The sequence below is a fragment of the Streptomyces sp. NPDC047841 genome (genome assembly GCF_040704085.1).
Taxonomy (GTDB): Bacteria; Actinomycetota; Actinomycetes; order Streptomycetales; family Streptomycetaceae; genus Streptomyces; species Streptomyces argyrophylli.
The window spans coordinates 232,412-246,009 of record NZ_JBEYRP010000010.1 but is presented as its reverse complement, the minus strand read 5'-3'; the positions used below and the strand labels follow the sequence as shown (position 1 = coordinate 246,009).

At 73.1% G+C, this 13,598-nt stretch carries 18 protein-coding genes; 16 read left to right on the top strand and 2 right to left on the bottom strand.

Translation table 11 applies throughout. The features are described from left to right. Window positions 1-43: 43 nt before the first annotated feature. From hisD to AB0947_RS18600, 10 genes are all read left to right on the top strand, one after another. Complete coding sequence (hisD, locus tag AB0947_RS18645; protein ID WP_366751406.1) at window positions 44-1,369, top strand: histidinol dehydrogenase; 1,326 nt, start codon at window positions 44-46, stop codon at window positions 1,367-1,369. Continuing rightward, the gene (locus AB0947_RS18640; protein WP_366751405.1) at window positions 1,366-2,478 is read left to right on the top strand and encodes a histidinol-phosphate transaminase; all 1,113 of its coding nucleotides are present in this window, start codon (window positions 1,366-1,368) and stop codon (window positions 2,476-2,478) included. The genes hisD and AB0947_RS18640 overlap by 4 nt, the downstream gene beginning before the upstream one ends. Next, window positions 2,475-3,068 carry an imidazoleglycerol-phosphate dehydratase HisB gene (gene hisB, locus AB0947_RS18635; protein WP_171157228.1) on the top strand — a complete coding sequence of 198 codons (594 nt, stop codon included), beginning with the start codon at window positions 2,475-2,477 and terminating at the stop codon, window positions 3,066-3,068. Before AB0947_RS18640 ends, hisB begins: the two co-directional genes overlap by 4 nt. Window positions 3,069-3,071: 3 nt before the next feature. After that, window positions 3,072-3,236 (top strand): hypothetical protein, encoded by a 165-nt coding sequence (locus AB0947_RS18630; RefSeq protein ID WP_030347835.1) that lies wholly within the window; start codon window positions 3,072-3,074, stop codon window positions 3,234-3,236. Beyond that, window positions 3,227-3,883, top strand: a complete 657-nt coding sequence (gene hisH, locus AB0947_RS18625; protein WP_366751404.1) for an imidazole glycerol phosphate synthase subunit HisH — start codon at window positions 3,227-3,229, stop codon at window positions 3,881-3,883. The genes AB0947_RS18630 and hisH overlap by 10 nt, the downstream gene beginning before the upstream one ends. A gap of 3 nt (window positions 3,884-3,886) precedes the next feature. Continuing rightward, complete coding sequence (gene priA / locus AB0947_RS18620) at window positions 3,887-4,612, top strand: bifunctional 1-(5-phosphoribosyl)-5-((5-phosphoribosylamino)methylideneamino)imidazole-4-carboxamide isomerase/phosphoribosylanthranilate isomerase PriA (protein ID WP_366751403.1); 726 nt, start codon at window positions 3,887-3,889, stop codon at window positions 4,610-4,612. Further along, window positions 4,609-4,998 carry a RidA family protein gene (locus AB0947_RS18615; protein WP_366751402.1) on the top strand — a complete coding sequence of 130 codons (390 nt, stop codon included), beginning with the start codon at window positions 4,609-4,611 and terminating at the stop codon, window positions 4,996-4,998. The genes priA and AB0947_RS18615 overlap by 4 nt, the downstream gene beginning before the upstream one ends. 24 nt (window positions 4,999-5,022) lie before the next feature. Beyond that, window positions 5,023-5,778 (top strand): imidazole glycerol phosphate synthase subunit HisF, encoded by a 756-nt coding sequence (gene hisF, locus AB0947_RS18610; RefSeq protein ID WP_366751401.1) that lies wholly within the window; start codon window positions 5,023-5,025, stop codon window positions 5,776-5,778. Between the two features lie 116 nt (window positions 5,779-5,894). Beyond that, complete coding sequence (locus AB0947_RS18605) at window positions 5,895-6,482, top strand: helix-turn-helix domain-containing protein (protein WP_366751400.1); 588 nt, start codon at window positions 5,895-5,897, stop codon at window positions 6,480-6,482. A gap of 20 nt (window positions 6,483-6,502) precedes the next feature. Continuing rightward, window positions 6,503-7,756, top strand: coding sequence for an MFS transporter (locus AB0947_RS18600; protein WP_366751399.1), 1,254 nt, complete (start codon window positions 6,503-6,505; stop codon window positions 7,754-7,756). Window positions 7,757-7,763: 7 nt separating this feature from the next. Here AB0947_RS18600 and AB0947_RS18595 read toward each other — a convergent pair whose 3' ends face one another. Both AB0947_RS18595 and AB0947_RS18590 read right to left on the bottom strand, forming a co-directional pair. Then, window positions 7,764-8,162: a VOC family protein gene (locus tag AB0947_RS18595; protein ID WP_366751398.1), complete on the bottom strand. Its 399-nt coding sequence runs from the start codon at window positions 8,160-8,162 to the stop codon at window positions 7,764-7,766. A gap of 12 nt (window positions 8,163-8,174) precedes the next feature. Further along, complete coding sequence (locus AB0947_RS18590; RefSeq protein WP_366751397.1) at window positions 8,175-8,810, bottom strand: TIGR03085 family metal-binding protein; 636 nt, start codon at window positions 8,808-8,810, stop codon at window positions 8,175-8,177. Window positions 8,811-8,928: 118 nt separating this feature from the next. Here AB0947_RS18590 and hisI point away from each other — a divergent pair, with 118 nt between their 5' ends. The 6 genes from hisI to trpC all read left to right on the top strand — a co-directional run bounded on the left by hisI (window position 8,929) and on the right by trpC (window position 13,479). After that, window positions 8,929-9,330 carry a phosphoribosyl-AMP cyclohydrolase gene (gene hisI, locus AB0947_RS18585; protein ID WP_366751396.1) on the top strand — a complete coding sequence of 134 codons (402 nt, stop codon included), beginning with the start codon at window positions 8,929-8,931 and terminating at the stop codon, window positions 9,328-9,330. Between the two features lie 11 nt (window positions 9,331-9,341). After that, window positions 9,342-10,841, top strand: coding sequence for an anthranilate synthase component I (locus AB0947_RS18580; protein ID WP_366751395.1), 1,500 nt, complete (start codon window positions 9,342-9,344; stop codon window positions 10,839-10,841). A 52-nt stretch (window positions 10,842-10,893) separates the two neighbouring features. Then, window positions 10,894-11,532, top strand: coding sequence for a TIGR02234 family membrane protein (locus AB0947_RS18575; protein WP_366751394.1), 639 nt, complete (start codon window positions 10,894-10,896; stop codon window positions 11,530-11,532). A gap of 159 nt (window positions 11,533-11,691) precedes the next feature. Continuing rightward, window positions 11,692-11,949: an HGxxPAAW family protein gene (locus tag AB0947_RS18570; RefSeq protein WP_366751393.1), complete on the top strand. Its 258-nt coding sequence runs from the start codon at window positions 11,692-11,694 to the stop codon at window positions 11,947-11,949. Window positions 11,950-12,092: 143 nt separating this feature from the next. Then, window positions 12,093-12,536 carry a DUF2752 domain-containing protein gene (locus tag AB0947_RS18565; protein WP_366751502.1) on the top strand — a complete coding sequence of 148 codons (444 nt, stop codon included), beginning with the start codon at window positions 12,093-12,095 and terminating at the stop codon, window positions 12,534-12,536. A gap of 133 nt (window positions 12,537-12,669) precedes the next feature. Continuing rightward, window positions 12,670-13,479 (top strand): indole-3-glycerol phosphate synthase TrpC, encoded by an 810-nt coding sequence (trpC, locus tag AB0947_RS18560; RefSeq protein ID WP_171157252.1) that lies wholly within the window; start codon window positions 12,670-12,672, stop codon window positions 13,477-13,479. Window positions 13,480-13,598: the final 119 nt, after the last annotated feature.

The window sequence follows — 13,598 nt, the reverse complement described above, 5'->3', positions numbered from 1 at the left end:
ACGCGCGGACGGCTCCCGACGGCGGTCTGAGAGAATTGGGACTGTGATTTCCCGAATCGATCTGCGCGGCGACGCCCTTCCCGAGGGCCCCGCCCTGCGCGACCTGCTGCCCCGAGCCGACTTCGACGTTCAGGCCGCCCTGGAGAAGGTGCGCCCGATCTGCGAGGCCGTGCATCATCGCGGCGACGCGGCGCTGATCGACTTCGCCGAGAAGTTCGACGGAGTGCGGCTGGAAACCGTCCGTGTCCCGGCCCAGGCCCTCACCGACGCGCTCGCCGCTCTCGACCCGGCCGTGCGCGCCGCCCTGGAGGAGTCCATCCGCCGCGCCCGGCTGGTCCACCGCGCGCAGCGCCGTACGACCCACACCACGCAGGTCGTGCCCGGCGGCTCGGTGACGGAGAAATGGGTTCCGGTCGAGCGCGTCGGGCTGTACGCGCCCGGCGGCCGCTCGGTCTACCCGTCCTCCGTGGTGATGAACGTGGTGCCCGCCCAGGAGGCCGGCGTCGAGTCCATCGCGCTCGCCTCACCGGCCCAGGCCGAGTTCGGCGGCCTGCCGCACCCGACGATCCTCGCCGCCTGCGCCCTGCTCGGCGTGGACGAGGTCTACGCGGCCGGCGGCGCCACCGCCGTGGCGATGTTCGCCTACGGCACCGAGTCCTGCCCGCCCGCCGACATGGTCACCGGGCCCGGCAACATCTGGGTCGCCGCCGCCAAGCGCTACTTCACCGGCAAGATCGGCATCGACGCCGAGGCCGGCCCGACCGAGATCGCGATCCTCGCGGACGCCGGCGCCGACCCGGTGCACGTCGCCTCCGACCTGATCAGCCAGGCCGAGCACGACCCGCTGGCGGCGGCCGTCCTGGTCACCGACTCCGTCGAGCTGGCGGACGCGGTCGAGAAGGAACTGGAGCCGCAGGTCGCGGCCACCAAGCACGTCGAGGACCGGATCGTGCCCGCGCTCAAGGGCAGGCAGTCCGCCATCGTGCTGGTCGACGGCGTCGACGAGGGCCTGCGGGTCGTCGACGCCTACGGCGCCGAGCACCTGGAGATCCAGACCGCCGACGCCGCGGCGGTGGCCGACCGGGTCCGCAACGCCGGCGCGGTCTTCATCGGACCCTGGGCCCCCGTCTCGCTCGGCGACTACGCGGCCGGGTCCAACCACGTCCTGCCCACCGGCGGCTGCGCCTGCCACTCCTCGGGCCTGTCCGTGCAGTCCTTCCTGCGCGGCATCCACATCGTGGACTACACCAGGGACGCGCTCGCCGAGGTCGCCCACCACGTGGTGACGCTGGCGGAGGCGGAGGACCTGCCGGCGCACGGCGCGGCGGTCAAGGCGAGGTTCGGCTGGAAGGTACCCGAGAGCAAGTGAGCGACGTGCGGATCGACGATCTCCCCGTACGGGACGAGCTGCGGGGCAAGTCCCCCTACGGCGCCCCCCAGCTGGACGTCCCCGTACGGCTGAACACCAACGAGAACCCCTACCCGCTGCCCGAGCCGCTGGTCGAGCGGATCGCGGAGCGGGTGCGGGAGGCCGCCCGCGGCCTGAACCGCTACCCCGACCGGGACGCCGTCCAGCTGCGCACCGAGCTGGCCAAGTACCTCAGCAGGACCGGCAAGCACCCCCTCGGCGTCGAGAACGTGTGGGCCGCCAACGGCTCCAACGAGGTCATCCAGCAGCTGCTGCAGACCTTCGGCGGACCGGGCCGCACGGCGATCGGCTTCGAGCCGTCGTACTCGATGCACGCGCTCATCGCGCGCGGGACCGGCACCGGCTGGATCTCCGGTCCGCGCGGCGAGGACTTCACGATCGACCTCGCCGCCGCCCGGCGGGTCATCGCCGAGAGCGAGCCGGACGTCGTCTTCATCACCACCCCCAACAACCCCACCGGCAACGCGGTCCCCCCGGAGACGGTCCTCGCGCTGTACGAGGCGGCCCAGGCGGCCAAGCCGTCGATGGTGGTCGTGGACGAGGCGTACGTCGAGTTCAGCCACGGCGACTCGCTGCTGCCGCTGCTGGCGGGCCGCCCGCACCTGGTGATCTCCCGGACGATGTCCAAGGCGTTCGGCGCGGCCGGCCTGCGCCTGGGCTACCTGGCCGCGCACCCGGCGGTCGTGGACGCCGTCCAGCTGGTCCGGCTGCCGTACCACCTGTCGGCGATCACCCAGGCCACCGCCCTGGCCGCGCTGGAGCACACCGACACACTGCTCGGGTACGTCGAGCAGCTCAAGGCGGAGCGGGACCGGCTGGTCGCCGAGCTGCGCGCGATCGGCTACGAGGTGACCGAGTCCGACGCGAACTTCGTGCAGTTCGGCCGGTTCGCCAGCGCCCACGAGGCGTGGCGGAGGATCCTCGACCGGGGCGTCCTGGTCCGGGACAACGGAGTGCCGGGATGGCTGCGGGTGTCCGCAGGCACCCCGGAGGAGAACGACGCGTTCCTCGACGCGGTCCGTGAGTTGAAGAAGGAGCAGGGTTCATGAGCCGCACAGGACGCGTGGAGCGCACCACCAAGGAGACGTCGGTGCTGGTCGAGATAGACCTCGACGGCACCGGCCGGACCGACATCGCCACCGGCGTCGGCTTCTACGACCACATGCTCGACCAGCTCGGCCGGCACGGTCTGTTCGACCTGACCGTCAAGACCGACGGTGACCTGCACATCGACTCCCACCACACCATCGAGGACACCGCCCTCGCGCTCGGCGCCGCCTTCCGGCAGGCGCTCGGCGACAAGGTGGGCATCTACCGCTTCGGCAACTGCACGGTCCCGCTGGACGAGTCCCTCGCCCAGGTCACCGTCGACCTGTCCGGCCGCCCGTACCTCGTGCACACCGAGCCCGAGAACATGGCGCCGATGATCGGCGAGTACGACACGACGATGACCCGGCACATCCTGGAGTCCTTCGTCGCGCAGGCGCAGATCGCGCTGCACGTGCACGTGCCGTACGGGCGCAACGCGCACCACATCGTGGAGTGCCAGTTCAAGGCGCTGGCCCGGGCGCTGCGTTACGCCTCCGAGCGCGACCCGCGCGCGGCCGGCATCCTCCCGTCGACGAAGGGCGCGCTGTAACCCATGACCGGTCTGTCGACCCTCCTGATCGTCGTCGGCCTCTTCCTGGTCGGCGGCATCGTCTCCTTCGTCAAGCAGAAGATGCCCACCAGCCTGATCGTGCTGCTGTCGATCGGCGCGGGCCTGTGCCTGGTGGCGGGCGTCATGCGGCTGGAGGTGTGGAATTGAGCACCACGTCCACGGCCAAGAAGGTCGTCGTCTTCGACTACGGCTTCGGCAACGTCCGCTCCGCCGAGCGGGCCCTCGCGCGCGTGGGCGCCGACGTCGAGATCACGCGTGACTTCGACAAGGCGATGAACGCCGACGGCCTGCTCGTGCCCGGCGTCGGCGCCTTCGCCGCCTGCATGCGGGGCCTGCGCGCCGCCCGGGGCGACTGGGTCGTGGACCGCCGGCTGTCCGGCGGGCGCCCGGTCATGGGCATCTGCGTGGGCATGCAGATCCTCTTCGCGCGCGGCATCGAGCACGGCGTGGAGGCCGAGGGCCTGGACGAGTGGCCCGGCACGGTCGCGCCGCTCCAGGCCGACGTCGTGCCCCACATGGGCTGGAACACCGTGGACGCCCCGGCCGACTCGCGGCTGTTCGCCGGCCTGGACGCCGACGCGCGGTTCTACTTCGTGCACTCCTACGCCGTCCACGACTGGGCCCTGGAGAGCCACAACCCGGTGATCGAGGCCCCCAAGGTCACCTGGTCGACGCACGGCAAGCCGTTCGTGGCCGCCGTGGAGAACGGCGCCCTGTGGGCCACCCAGTTCCACCCCGAGAAGTCCGGCGACGCCGGCGCCCAGCTCCTCACCAACTGGATCGGAACCCTGTAGACCATGGCCAAGCTCGAACTCCTCCCCGCCGTCGACGTCCGCGACGGCCAGGCCGTCCGCCTCGTGCACGGCGAGTCCGGGACCGAGACCTCCTACGGCTCCCCGCTGGAGGCCGCCCTCGCCTGGCAGCGGTCCGGCGCCGAGTGGCTGCACCTGGTCGACCTGGACGCCGCGTTCGGCACCGGCGACAACCGCGCGCTGATCGCCGAGGTCGCGGGGGCCATGGACATCAAGGTGGAGCTGTCCGGCGGCATCCGCGACGACGACACCCTCGCCGCCGCCCTCGCCACCGGCTGCACCCGGGTGAACCTCGGCACGGCCGCCCTGGAGACCCCCGAGTGGGTCGCCCGGGTGATCGCCGAGCACGGCGACAAGATCGCCGTCGGCCTCGACGTGCGCGGCACCACGCTGCGCGGCCGGGGCTGGACCCGCGACGGCGGCGACCTCTACGAGACGCTGGAGCGCCTCGACAAGGAGGGCTGCGCCCGCTACGTCGTCACCGACATCGCCAAGGACGGCACCCTCCAGGGCCCCAACCTGGAGCTGCTGAAGAACGTGTGCGCCGCCACGGACCGCCCGGTCGTGGCCTCCGGCGGCGTGTCGTCCCTGGACGACCTCCGTGCCCTCGCCGAACTGGTACCCCTCGGTGTCGAGGGCGCCATCGTAGGGAAGGCGCTGTACGCGAAGGCGTTCACCCTGGAAGAGGCCTTGGAGGCTGTGTCGTCATGAGCGGAGCCGTGCGGCGCGTGCAGAGCGGAAGTCCCTGGGAAGAGAGTTTCGGATTCGCGCGCGCCGTCGCGGCGGGTGAGCGGGTGCTGGTGGGCGGCACGACGTCCTTCAAGGGCACCGTGCTGTACGGGGAGGGCGACCCGTACGAACAGGCCAAGGTGGCCTTCACCAGCGCCCTGGAGGCGATCGGCGAGTTCGGGCTCGGCGCCGAGTCCGTGATCCGTACGCGGATGTACCTGACCCATGCCCGGGACGTCGACGCCGTCGGGCGGGCCCACCAGGAGCTGTTCGACGCCGTCCGCCCGGTCTCGACCCTGCTGGTCGTCGAGGGCTTCGTCGACCCGCGCATCCTGGTCGAAGTGGAACTAGAAGCATTCAGAGGCTGAAGGCCTTTAAGGAGCCGTGGATTCATGACCCTGGCGGTCCGAGTCATCCCCTGCCTGGACGTGGACAACGGCCGGGTCGTCAAGGGCGTCAACTTCCAGAACCTGCGCGACGCCGGCGACCCCGTCGAGATGGCCAAGGTGTACGACGCCGAGGGCGCCGACGAGCTGACGTTCCTGGACATCACCGCGTCCTCCGGCAACCGGGAGACGACGTACGACGTGGTCCGCCGCACCGCCGAGCAGGTGTTCATCCCGCTGACCGTGGGCGGCGGCGTCCGCACGGCACAGGACGTGGACAGGCTGCTGCGGGCCGGCGCCGACAAGGTGGGCGTCAACACGGCGGCCATCGCGCGCCCCGACCTGATCCGCGAGATCGCCGAGCGGTTCGGCCGGCAGGTGCTGGTCCTCTCGGTGGACGCGCGCCGCACCCCCGGGGGCACCTTCGAGGTCACCACCCACGGCGGCCGGCGCGGCACCGGCATCGACGCGGTGGAGTGGGCGCACCGGGCGGCCGAGCTGGGCGCGGGGGAGATCCTGCTGAACTCCATGGACGCGGACGGCACGAAGGACGGCTACGACCTGGAGATGATCGCGGCGGTGCGCAAGCACGTGACCGTCCCGGTGATCGCCTCCGGCGGCGCCGGCAAGCTCGCCGACTTTCCTCCCGCCGTCGACGCGGGCGCGGACGCGGTCCTGGCGGCCTCGGTCTTCCACTTCGGGGACCTGAGGATCGGCCAGGTCAAGGAGACGTTGCGGGGGGCGGGGCACCCGGTGAGGTAGCCGCCGCTCCGCAGGGCCCCGGCCGGATGGCCGGGGCCCCTTTCTTCGCAAGATACGCAAGGGAAATTGCGCAATCTATCTTGCGCAACTTTCCTTGCGCATCTAGGGTTCCCGTCATGGCACGCGAGGAGAACCGCCGGATCACGGACATCGGGACGCTCAAGGCGCTCGCCCATCCGCTGCGCATGAGGCTGTACCGCCTGCTGTTCGTCGCGGAGGCCGCCACCGCCTCACAGCTGGCCGAGCAGGTGGACGAGGCCGTCTCCCTCGTCAGCTACCACCTGCGCAAGCTGGCCGAGCACGGTCTCGTCGAGGAGGCCGAGCCGCGCAGCGCGGACGCGCGCGAGCGCTGGTGGCAGCCGGCGTCCGACGGCGTCACCATCCGCGACGAGGACTTCCGGGACGCCCCCGAGAAGGCGGCGGCGCACCTGGCGGCCTCGCGGATGTTCCTGGAGCAGCGCGCCGGGATGTACCGCAGGTACCTCGACGAGCGCGCCCACTGGGGGCCCGGCTGGAACACCGCGGCCCACGACTCGGAGGCCCTGCTCCGGCTCACCGCCGGCGAACTGGCCGAGCTGAAGAAGGACCTGACCGACGTGATCAAGCGGTACGACGAGCAGGGGCGGGCCCGCGAGGCCGCGGGCGACACCGAGGGCCGTGAGCATGTCGCGCTGCACGTGTACGGCTTCCCGTTCCGCGTCTGACGTCTGAGAGGACAGCCCTCGTGACCAGCCCTGCCGCGACCGCCCCGCTCGTACCGCCCGCCGCCGCGCGGGCCCACCGCGACCCCAACGTGCTGCGGTGGCTCGGCGCCTACACCTCCTCCATGCTCGGCGACAGCGTCTACTACCTCGCCCTGTCCTGGGCCGCCGTCCAGGCCGGGAGCCCCGCGCAGGCCGGACTCGTGATGTCGGCCAGCGCGCTGCCCAGGGCCGTGCTCATGCTCGGCGGGGGAGTGGTCGCCGACCGGTTCGGACCGCGCCGGGTCGTCATCGGCAGTGACGCCGTGCGCTGTGCCGCCGTCCTCGCCGTGGCCGCCCTGCTGTTCCTCACCCGCCCCGGCCTGTGGCCGCTCGCCCTGCTGGCGCTGGTCTTCGGCACCGTCGACGCCGTGTTCCTGCCCGCCGTGGGCGCCCTGCCGCCCCGTCTCACCGAGAAGGACCAGCTCGCCCGGGTCCAGGGCATGCGCGGCCTCGCGATCCGCTGCGCGAGCGTCGTGGGCGCCCCGCTCGGCGGACTCGCCGTGGCCGCCGGCGGAGCCCCGGCCGCGTTCGCCGTCGCCGGGCTGCTCATCGCCGTGTCACTCCCGCTGCTGGTGTCGGTCCGGGTACGGAAGCTGCCGCAGGACGGCACGCCCGGCCCGGCGGGAACCGCCTGGAGCGACCTGAGGGCCGGGCTGCGCTACATCCGGCGGCACCGGGTGCTCGCGCCGCTGATGGCCGCCATCGCCCTCGGCGACCTCGGCTTCGTCGGACCGCTGAACGTCGGGCTGACCCTGCTCGCCGACCGGCGCGGCTGGGGGGCGGCGGGCATGGGCTGGGTGCTCGCCGGGTTCGGGGTCGGCGCGGGGGCCGCGTCGCTGCTGCTGGCCGTCCGGGGGCGGCTGCCGCGCGCCGGGCTGGTCGCCGGGTTCGCCATCATCGCGGGCTGCGTGGCCATCGGCGCCCTCGCCTACGTGCCGGGCCTCGTCGCCGCCGTCGCCACGGCCGTGCTGGTCGGCCTGCTCACCGGGCTCAGCGGCGCGATGTGCGGCGCCCTGCTCCAGACCCAGTCCGACCCCGCCTACCTCGGCCGGGTCACCTCCGTCTCCAGCCTGGTCAGCCTCGGCCTGACCCCGCTGAGCATGCCGTTCGCCGCCGCCGCGATCGGGGTCTGGGGCCCCGGCCCGGTGTTCACCGCCAGCGCGGCCGTCTGCGGGCTCGGCGGGGTCGTCGCCCTCGCCGTACCGGCCCTGCGCCGCGCCGAACTCCCCGGCTGACCGGCCCTCACCGTCCGGGCTGGACCAGCTGCACCAGATTGCCCACCGTGTCGTCGAACACCGCCGCGATCACCGGCCCCTGCTCCTGCGGCGGGTGCGTGAACCGGACACCGAGGCCGCGCAGCCGCTCGTACTCCGCACCCAGGTCGTCCACGGAGAAGACGATGCACGGCAGTCCCGCCTCGTACAGCGCCCTGCGGTACGGCTCCGCGATCGGGCCCTGGCCGGGCTCCAGCAGCAGCTGGAGATCCGGCTGGGCCCCCTCCCGCGCCCCGACCGTCACGAACAGCGTGCCGTCGCCGAGGTCCATGTGCGTGCGGGTCTCGAAGCCGAGGACCTCGGTGTAGAAGGCGTGCGCCGCCGCCACGTCGTCCACGTACACGCCGGTCATCGCCACCTTGATCACGGGCCGGTCCCCTCAGCCGTCCAGCCGCCTGCTCTCGTGCAGCGCGGTGATCGCCTCCGCGTCACCGTCCAGCTCCACCTTGGCCGCGCCCTGCCGGCCGAGCGCGAACATCAGCAGCTCCGCCGGCTCACCGGTCACCGTGACCACCGGGGTGCCCCGGTGCGCCACCACCGTCTGGCCGTTCGGGCGGCGCAGCACCAGACCCGTCGGCACACCCCGGCCCATCAGCCGCGCGGCGCGTTCCAGGCGGGACCACAGCGCGTCCTGGAAGACCGGGTCCAGCTCGCGCGGGCTCCACTCCGGCTGGGCGCGGCGGACGTCCTCCGTGTGGACGTAGAACTCCACGATGTTGGCCGCCTCGTCGACCTGCTTGAGCTGGAAGGGTGAGAAGCGCGGCGGGCCGGTACGGATGAGCTGGATCAGCTCCTCGTACGGCTTCGCCGTGTACTCGCCCATCACCTTCTCCAGACGCGGCGCGAGCTGCTTGATCAGCGCGCCCCCCGCCGCGTCCGGTCGGCGCTCGCGCACGATCACGTGCGCGGCCAGGTCCCGGGCCCGCCAGCCCTCGCAGAGGGTCTCGGCGTCCGGCCCGACGGTTTCCAAGAGGTCGGCGAGGAGAAGCCGTTCACGCTTGGCGAAGGTCGACATGCTGTCAGCCTACGGCCACGTACCAGGTCCGCCCACCCGTGGGAGCGCCCCGCGCCGCCGTGACCACTCCATGGACGGCCGTGTCCCGCCGCCGGTCCCGGGCGGCACAATATGACCCATGACCAGTGCGACCGGTGCCCTCCCGCCCAGCAGCCTCGACCCGGAGATCGCCGCGCGGCTCAAGCGCAGCGCCGACGGGCTCGTCCCCGCCATCGCCCAGCAGTACGACACCGGCGAGGTGCTCATGCTCGGCTGGATGGACGACGAGGCCCTGCACCGGACGCTGACCACCGGCCGCTGCACCTACTGGTCGCGCAGCCGCCGGGAGTACTGGGTCAAGGGCGACACCTCCGGGCACGTCCAGTGGGTGAAGTCGGTCGCGCTGGACTGCGACGCCGACACCCTGCTGGTCAAGGTCGACCAGGTCGGCGCCGCCTGCCACACCGGCGCCCGCACCTGCTTCGACGCGGACGTGCTCCTGAAGGACGCCGGTTCCGCCGCCCCCGGATCCGGTCAGTAAGGTCAGCGGCCATGGAACTGGAGACCTTCCGCAAGCTGGCCACCGACCGGCGTGTCATCCCGGTCACGCGCAAGCTGCTCGCCGACGGCGACACCCCGGTCGCGCTGTACCGCAAGCTCGCCGCCGAGCGTCCCGGCACCTTCCTGCTGGAGTCGGCGGAGAACGGCCGTTCCTGGTCCCGTTACTCCTTCGTCGGCGTCCGCAGCGCCGCCACGCTCACCGCGCGGGACGGGCAGGCCCACTGGCTCGGCACCCCGCCCGTCGGCGTCCCCACCGACGGCGACCCCCTCGCGGCCCTGCGGGCCACCCTCCAGGCCCTGCACACCCCGCACCAGGAGGGCCTGCCGCCCTTCACCGGCGGCATGGTCGGCTACCTGGGCTACGACATCGTCCGCCGGCTGGAGAAGATCGGCCCCGGCGAGCGCGACGACCTGCGGCTGCCCGAGCTGACCATGCTGCTGACCAGCGACCTCGCGGTGATGGACCACTGGGAGGGCTCGGTCCTGCTGATCGCCAACGCGATCAACCACAACGACCTCGACACCGGCGTCGACGAGGCGTACGCGGACGCCGTCGCCCGCCTCGACGCCATGGAGGCCGACCTCTCCCGCCCGGTCGCCCAGCCCCCGGCCCACCTGCCGCCCTCCGAGCTGCCCGAGTACACCGCCCGCTGGGGCGGCCCCGACTTCCAGCGGGCCGTCGAGGACGTCAAGGAGCGCATCCGCGCGGGCGAGGCCTTCCAGGTCGTGCCCTCCCAGCGCTTCGAGACCCCGTGCACGGCCACCGCCCTGGACGTCTACCGGGTGCTGCGGACCACCAACCCCTCGCCGTACATGTACCTGTTCCGCTTCGACGGCTTCGACGTCGTCGGCTCCTCCCCGGAGGCGCTGGTGAAGGTCGAGGACGGACACGCGATGGTCCACCCCATCGCCGGCACCCGGCACCGCGGGGCCACCCCGCAGGAGGACCAGGCCCTCGCCGAGGAACTCCTCGCCGACCCCAAGGAGCGCGCCGAGCACCTGATGCTGGTCGACCTCGGCCGCAACGACCTCGGCCGGGTCTGCGAGCCCGGTTCCGTCGAGGTGGTCGACTTCATGTCCGTCGAGCGCTACTCGCACGTGATGCACATCGTCTCGACCGTCACCGGCAGGGTCGCCTCCGGCCGCACGGCCTTCGACGTGCTCACCGCCTGCTTCCCGGCCGGCACCCTCTCCGGCGCCCCCAAGCCCCGGGCGATGCAGATCATCGACGAACTGGAGCCGTCCCGGCGCGGCCTGTACGGCGGCTGCGTCGGCTACCTGGACTTCGCCGGCGACTCCGACACCGCGATCGCCATCCGCACGGCCCTGCTCCGCGACGGCACGGCCTACGTCCAGGCCGGCGCCGGCATCGTCGCCGACTCCGACCCGGTCGCGGAGGACCAGGAGTGCCGCAACAAGGCGGCGGCGGTGCTGCGGGCGGTGCACACCGCCAACCGGCTGGGCGAGCAGGGCGCTCCGGCTCGCGCGTAGGACGCTTCTCATACGAACCCCGGGTGACGGCTCACCCGGGGTTCAGGCGATAGTGGAGTACGTGACTGCCGTACCTGACCCCCGTTCCCAAGCCGACGCGTCCGCCCGGTCCGGCCGGCGGAGCCTCGCCGTGGCCCTCCTGTGCGGTGCGCTCGGCGCGGCCGTGGCGCTGCTCGCGACCCGGCAGCGCTGGGCGGAGGGCACCGCGACGGTGGCCGGCGGCGCGTTCCCGCTGACCGCCAAGGGCAGCGACGTCACGGGCGTCCCCGCGGCCCTCGCCATAGTGGGCCTCGCCGCGCTCGTCGCCGTCTTCGCCGTCCGCAGGGCCGGCCGGTTCCTCGTCTCCGGGCTGCTCGCGCTCTCCGGCGCCGGGATCGCCGTCGCGGCCCTCGTGTCCGCCTCCGACGGCTCCGCGCTGGACGAGCAGGCCGCCAAGGCGAGCGGCGACACCTCCGCCACGGTCCACGCCCTCAGCCACACCGGCTGGCCCTACGTCGCGGCCGCCGGCGGAGTGCTGCTCCTGCTCGCCGGCCTGCTCGCCCTGCGCTACGGCCATCTGTGGCCCGCCATGTCCGGCCGCTACGAGCGCGGCACCGACCGCCCGCGGCGCACGGCCCGGCCGGTCGACCCAGAGCGGCCCGAGGAGATCTGGAAGGCGCTGGACCGGGGCGAGGACCCGACGGGCGCCTGAATCCGCGGGGCGCACCCGGAGTCCGGATCCGGAGGGCACGCCCCGAGTGTGGTGAACCAGACGCCACCCCCGCGTCGGGCACGCGTGCGCGTACGGGACAATGAACGTGAGCGTCCGGCTCGGACAGTACGACACGTACACAGCAACGAGGAGCAAGTCATGGCGGGCAGCAGCCACGGTCACACCCCGGCCGCCTGGACCGGTGTCATCATCGCCTTCATCGGTTTCTGCGTCGCGGGCGCCTTCATGGTGATGGCCCAGCCCGTCGGCTTCTGGGCCGGCATCGCCCTCACGCTCCTCGGCGGTGTGGTCGGCGGCATCATGCGCGCCATGGGTCTGGGGCAGCCGAAGGAGTCCCGTACGCTGCCGCACACCGCGCCCGCCGCCACGCGCGAGCCGGCCGCCGCGGAGAGCTGAGCCCCGGTAACTTCCGCGAGGGCGGCCGGCACCGGGTGCCGGCCGCCCTTCGCGCGTGAGGGGGCGGTGCCGCGGTCCGCGAGCGGGCACGCCGGCCGGCGGCGGGGGAGAATGCCGCCGTGGACGCCCCTGTGGATGCCCCGGTGAACGCCGCGGCGAACGCCCTTGGCCGCCCGGTGCCGCGGCCCGCCCCCCTCCGGCGGAGGCTCGCGGTCCCCGCGGGGCTGCTCACGGCCGTCGGCGGGGCCTTCGCCTATGTCGGTGCCGTCGATCCGGGTGAACCCGGCCACTACCCCGTCTGCCCCCTGTACCGGCTCACCGGTCTGTACTGCCCCGGCTGCGGCGGGCTGCGCAGCGCGCACGCCTTCGTGCACGGTGACCTCCTCACCGCCCTGCGCGACAACGCGCCGGCCGTCGCCGCCTACCTGGGCTTCGCCGTGCTGTGGACCGTCTGGGTGGTCCGCGCGGCACGCGGCAGGCCGTTGCGGATCGAGTCCGGACCGGCACCGCTGTGGGCGGCCGGGGTGCTGCTGCTGGTGTTCACCGTCGTCCGGAACCTGCCGTTCGGTGGCTGGCTCCATCCTTGATCAACTACGAATGTCCAGGTAGTGGGACCGGCCGCGACCGGATGCGGGGCCTCGGCGCTCCTGCGGATACCATCGGTTTGACCACGGGTTTTCAGACCCTGAAGGAACCACCGTCTGGAAGGGGGCCGCTCGCGTGAGTGTGCTCGACGAGATCATCGACGGAGTCCGTGCCGACCTCGCGGAGCGGCAGGCACGCGTCACCCTCGACGAGCTCAAGGAGCGCGCGGCCAAGGCCCACGCCGCCAAGGACGGGGTGGCCGCGCTCAAGGGCGACGGCGTCAAGGTGATCTGCGAGGTGAAGCGCTCCAGCCCCTCCAAGGGCGCGCTGGCCGCCATCGCCGACCCCGCCGGACTCGCCGCCGACTACGAGGCGGGCGGCGCGGCCGTCATCTCCGTCCTCACCGAGCAGCGCCGCTTCGGCGGCTCGCTCGCCGACCTGGAGGCGGTGCGCGCGCGGGTCGACATCCCCGTCCTGCGCAAGGACTTCATCGTCACGTCGTACCAGCTCTGGGAGGCCCGGGCGTACGGCGCCGACCTCGCGCTGCTGATCGTGGCCGCCCTGGACCAGCCGGCCCTGGAGTCGCTGATCGAGCGGGCGGAGTCCATCGGCCTGACCCCCCTCGTCGAGGTGCACGACGAGGACGAGGTCGAGCGGGCGGTGGACGCGGGCGCCAAGGTCATCGGCGTCAACGCGCGCAACCTGAAGACGCTGGAGGTGGACCGCGGCACGTTCGAGCGGGTCGCCCCGGAGATCCCGGACACCCTCGTGAAGGTCGCCGAGTCCGGCGTCCGCGGCCCGCACGACCTGATCGCGTACGCCAACGCCGGCGCCGACGCGGTGCTGGTCGGCGAGTCCCTGGTGACCGGCCGCGACCCGAAGGCGGCGGTCGCCGACCTGGTGGCGGCCGGCGAGCACCCGGCACTGCGGCACGGGCGCGGCTGATCACGCTAGGCTTGGCGGCGATGAATCCCACCGTGACGACCGTGGACCGGCACGCGCGCCTGGCGCGCGGCTGCCGTCCGCGTGGCTGCCGCGCTCCCGCGCGCCGCGTGCACGGCCGT

Bases quoted from the DNA above. Each gene is read 5' to 3' on its own strand.
- hisB (WP_171157228.1), top strand. From the start codon at position 2,475: ATGAGCCGCACAGGACGCGTGGAGCGCACCACCAAGGAGACGTCGGTG.
- AB0947_RS18630 (WP_030347835.1), top strand. From the start codon at position 3,072: ATGACCGGTCTGTCGACCCTCCTGATCGTCGTCGGCCTCTTCCTGGTC.
- priA (WP_366751403.1), top strand. From the start codon at position 3,887: ATGGCCAAGCTCGAACTCCTCCCCGCCGTCGACGTCCGCGACGGCCAG.
- AB0947_RS18615 (WP_366751402.1), top strand. From the start codon at position 4,609: ATGAGCGGAGCCGTGCGGCGCGTGCAGAGCGGAAGTCCCTGGGAAGAG.
- hisF (WP_366751401.1), top strand. From the start codon at position 5,023: ATGACCCTGGCGGTCCGAGTCATCCCCTGCCTGGACGTGGACAACGGC.
- AB0947_RS18605 (WP_366751400.1), top strand. From the start codon at position 5,895: ATGGCACGCGAGGAGAACCGCCGGATCACGGACATCGGGACGCTCAAG.
- AB0947_RS18590 (WP_366751397.1), bottom strand. From the start codon at position 8,810: ATGTCGACCTTCGCCAAGCGTGAACGGCTTCTCCTCGCCGACCTCTTG.
- hisI (WP_366751396.1), top strand. From the start codon at position 8,929: ATGACCAGTGCGACCGGTGCCCTCCCGCCCAGCAGCCTCGACCCGGAG.
- AB0947_RS18580 (WP_366751395.1), top strand. From the start codon at position 9,342: ATGGAACTGGAGACCTTCCGCAAGCTGGCCACCGACCGGCGTGTCATC.
- AB0947_RS18570 (WP_366751393.1), top strand. From the start codon at position 11,692: ATGGCGGGCAGCAGCCACGGTCACACCCCGGCCGCCTGGACCGGTGTC.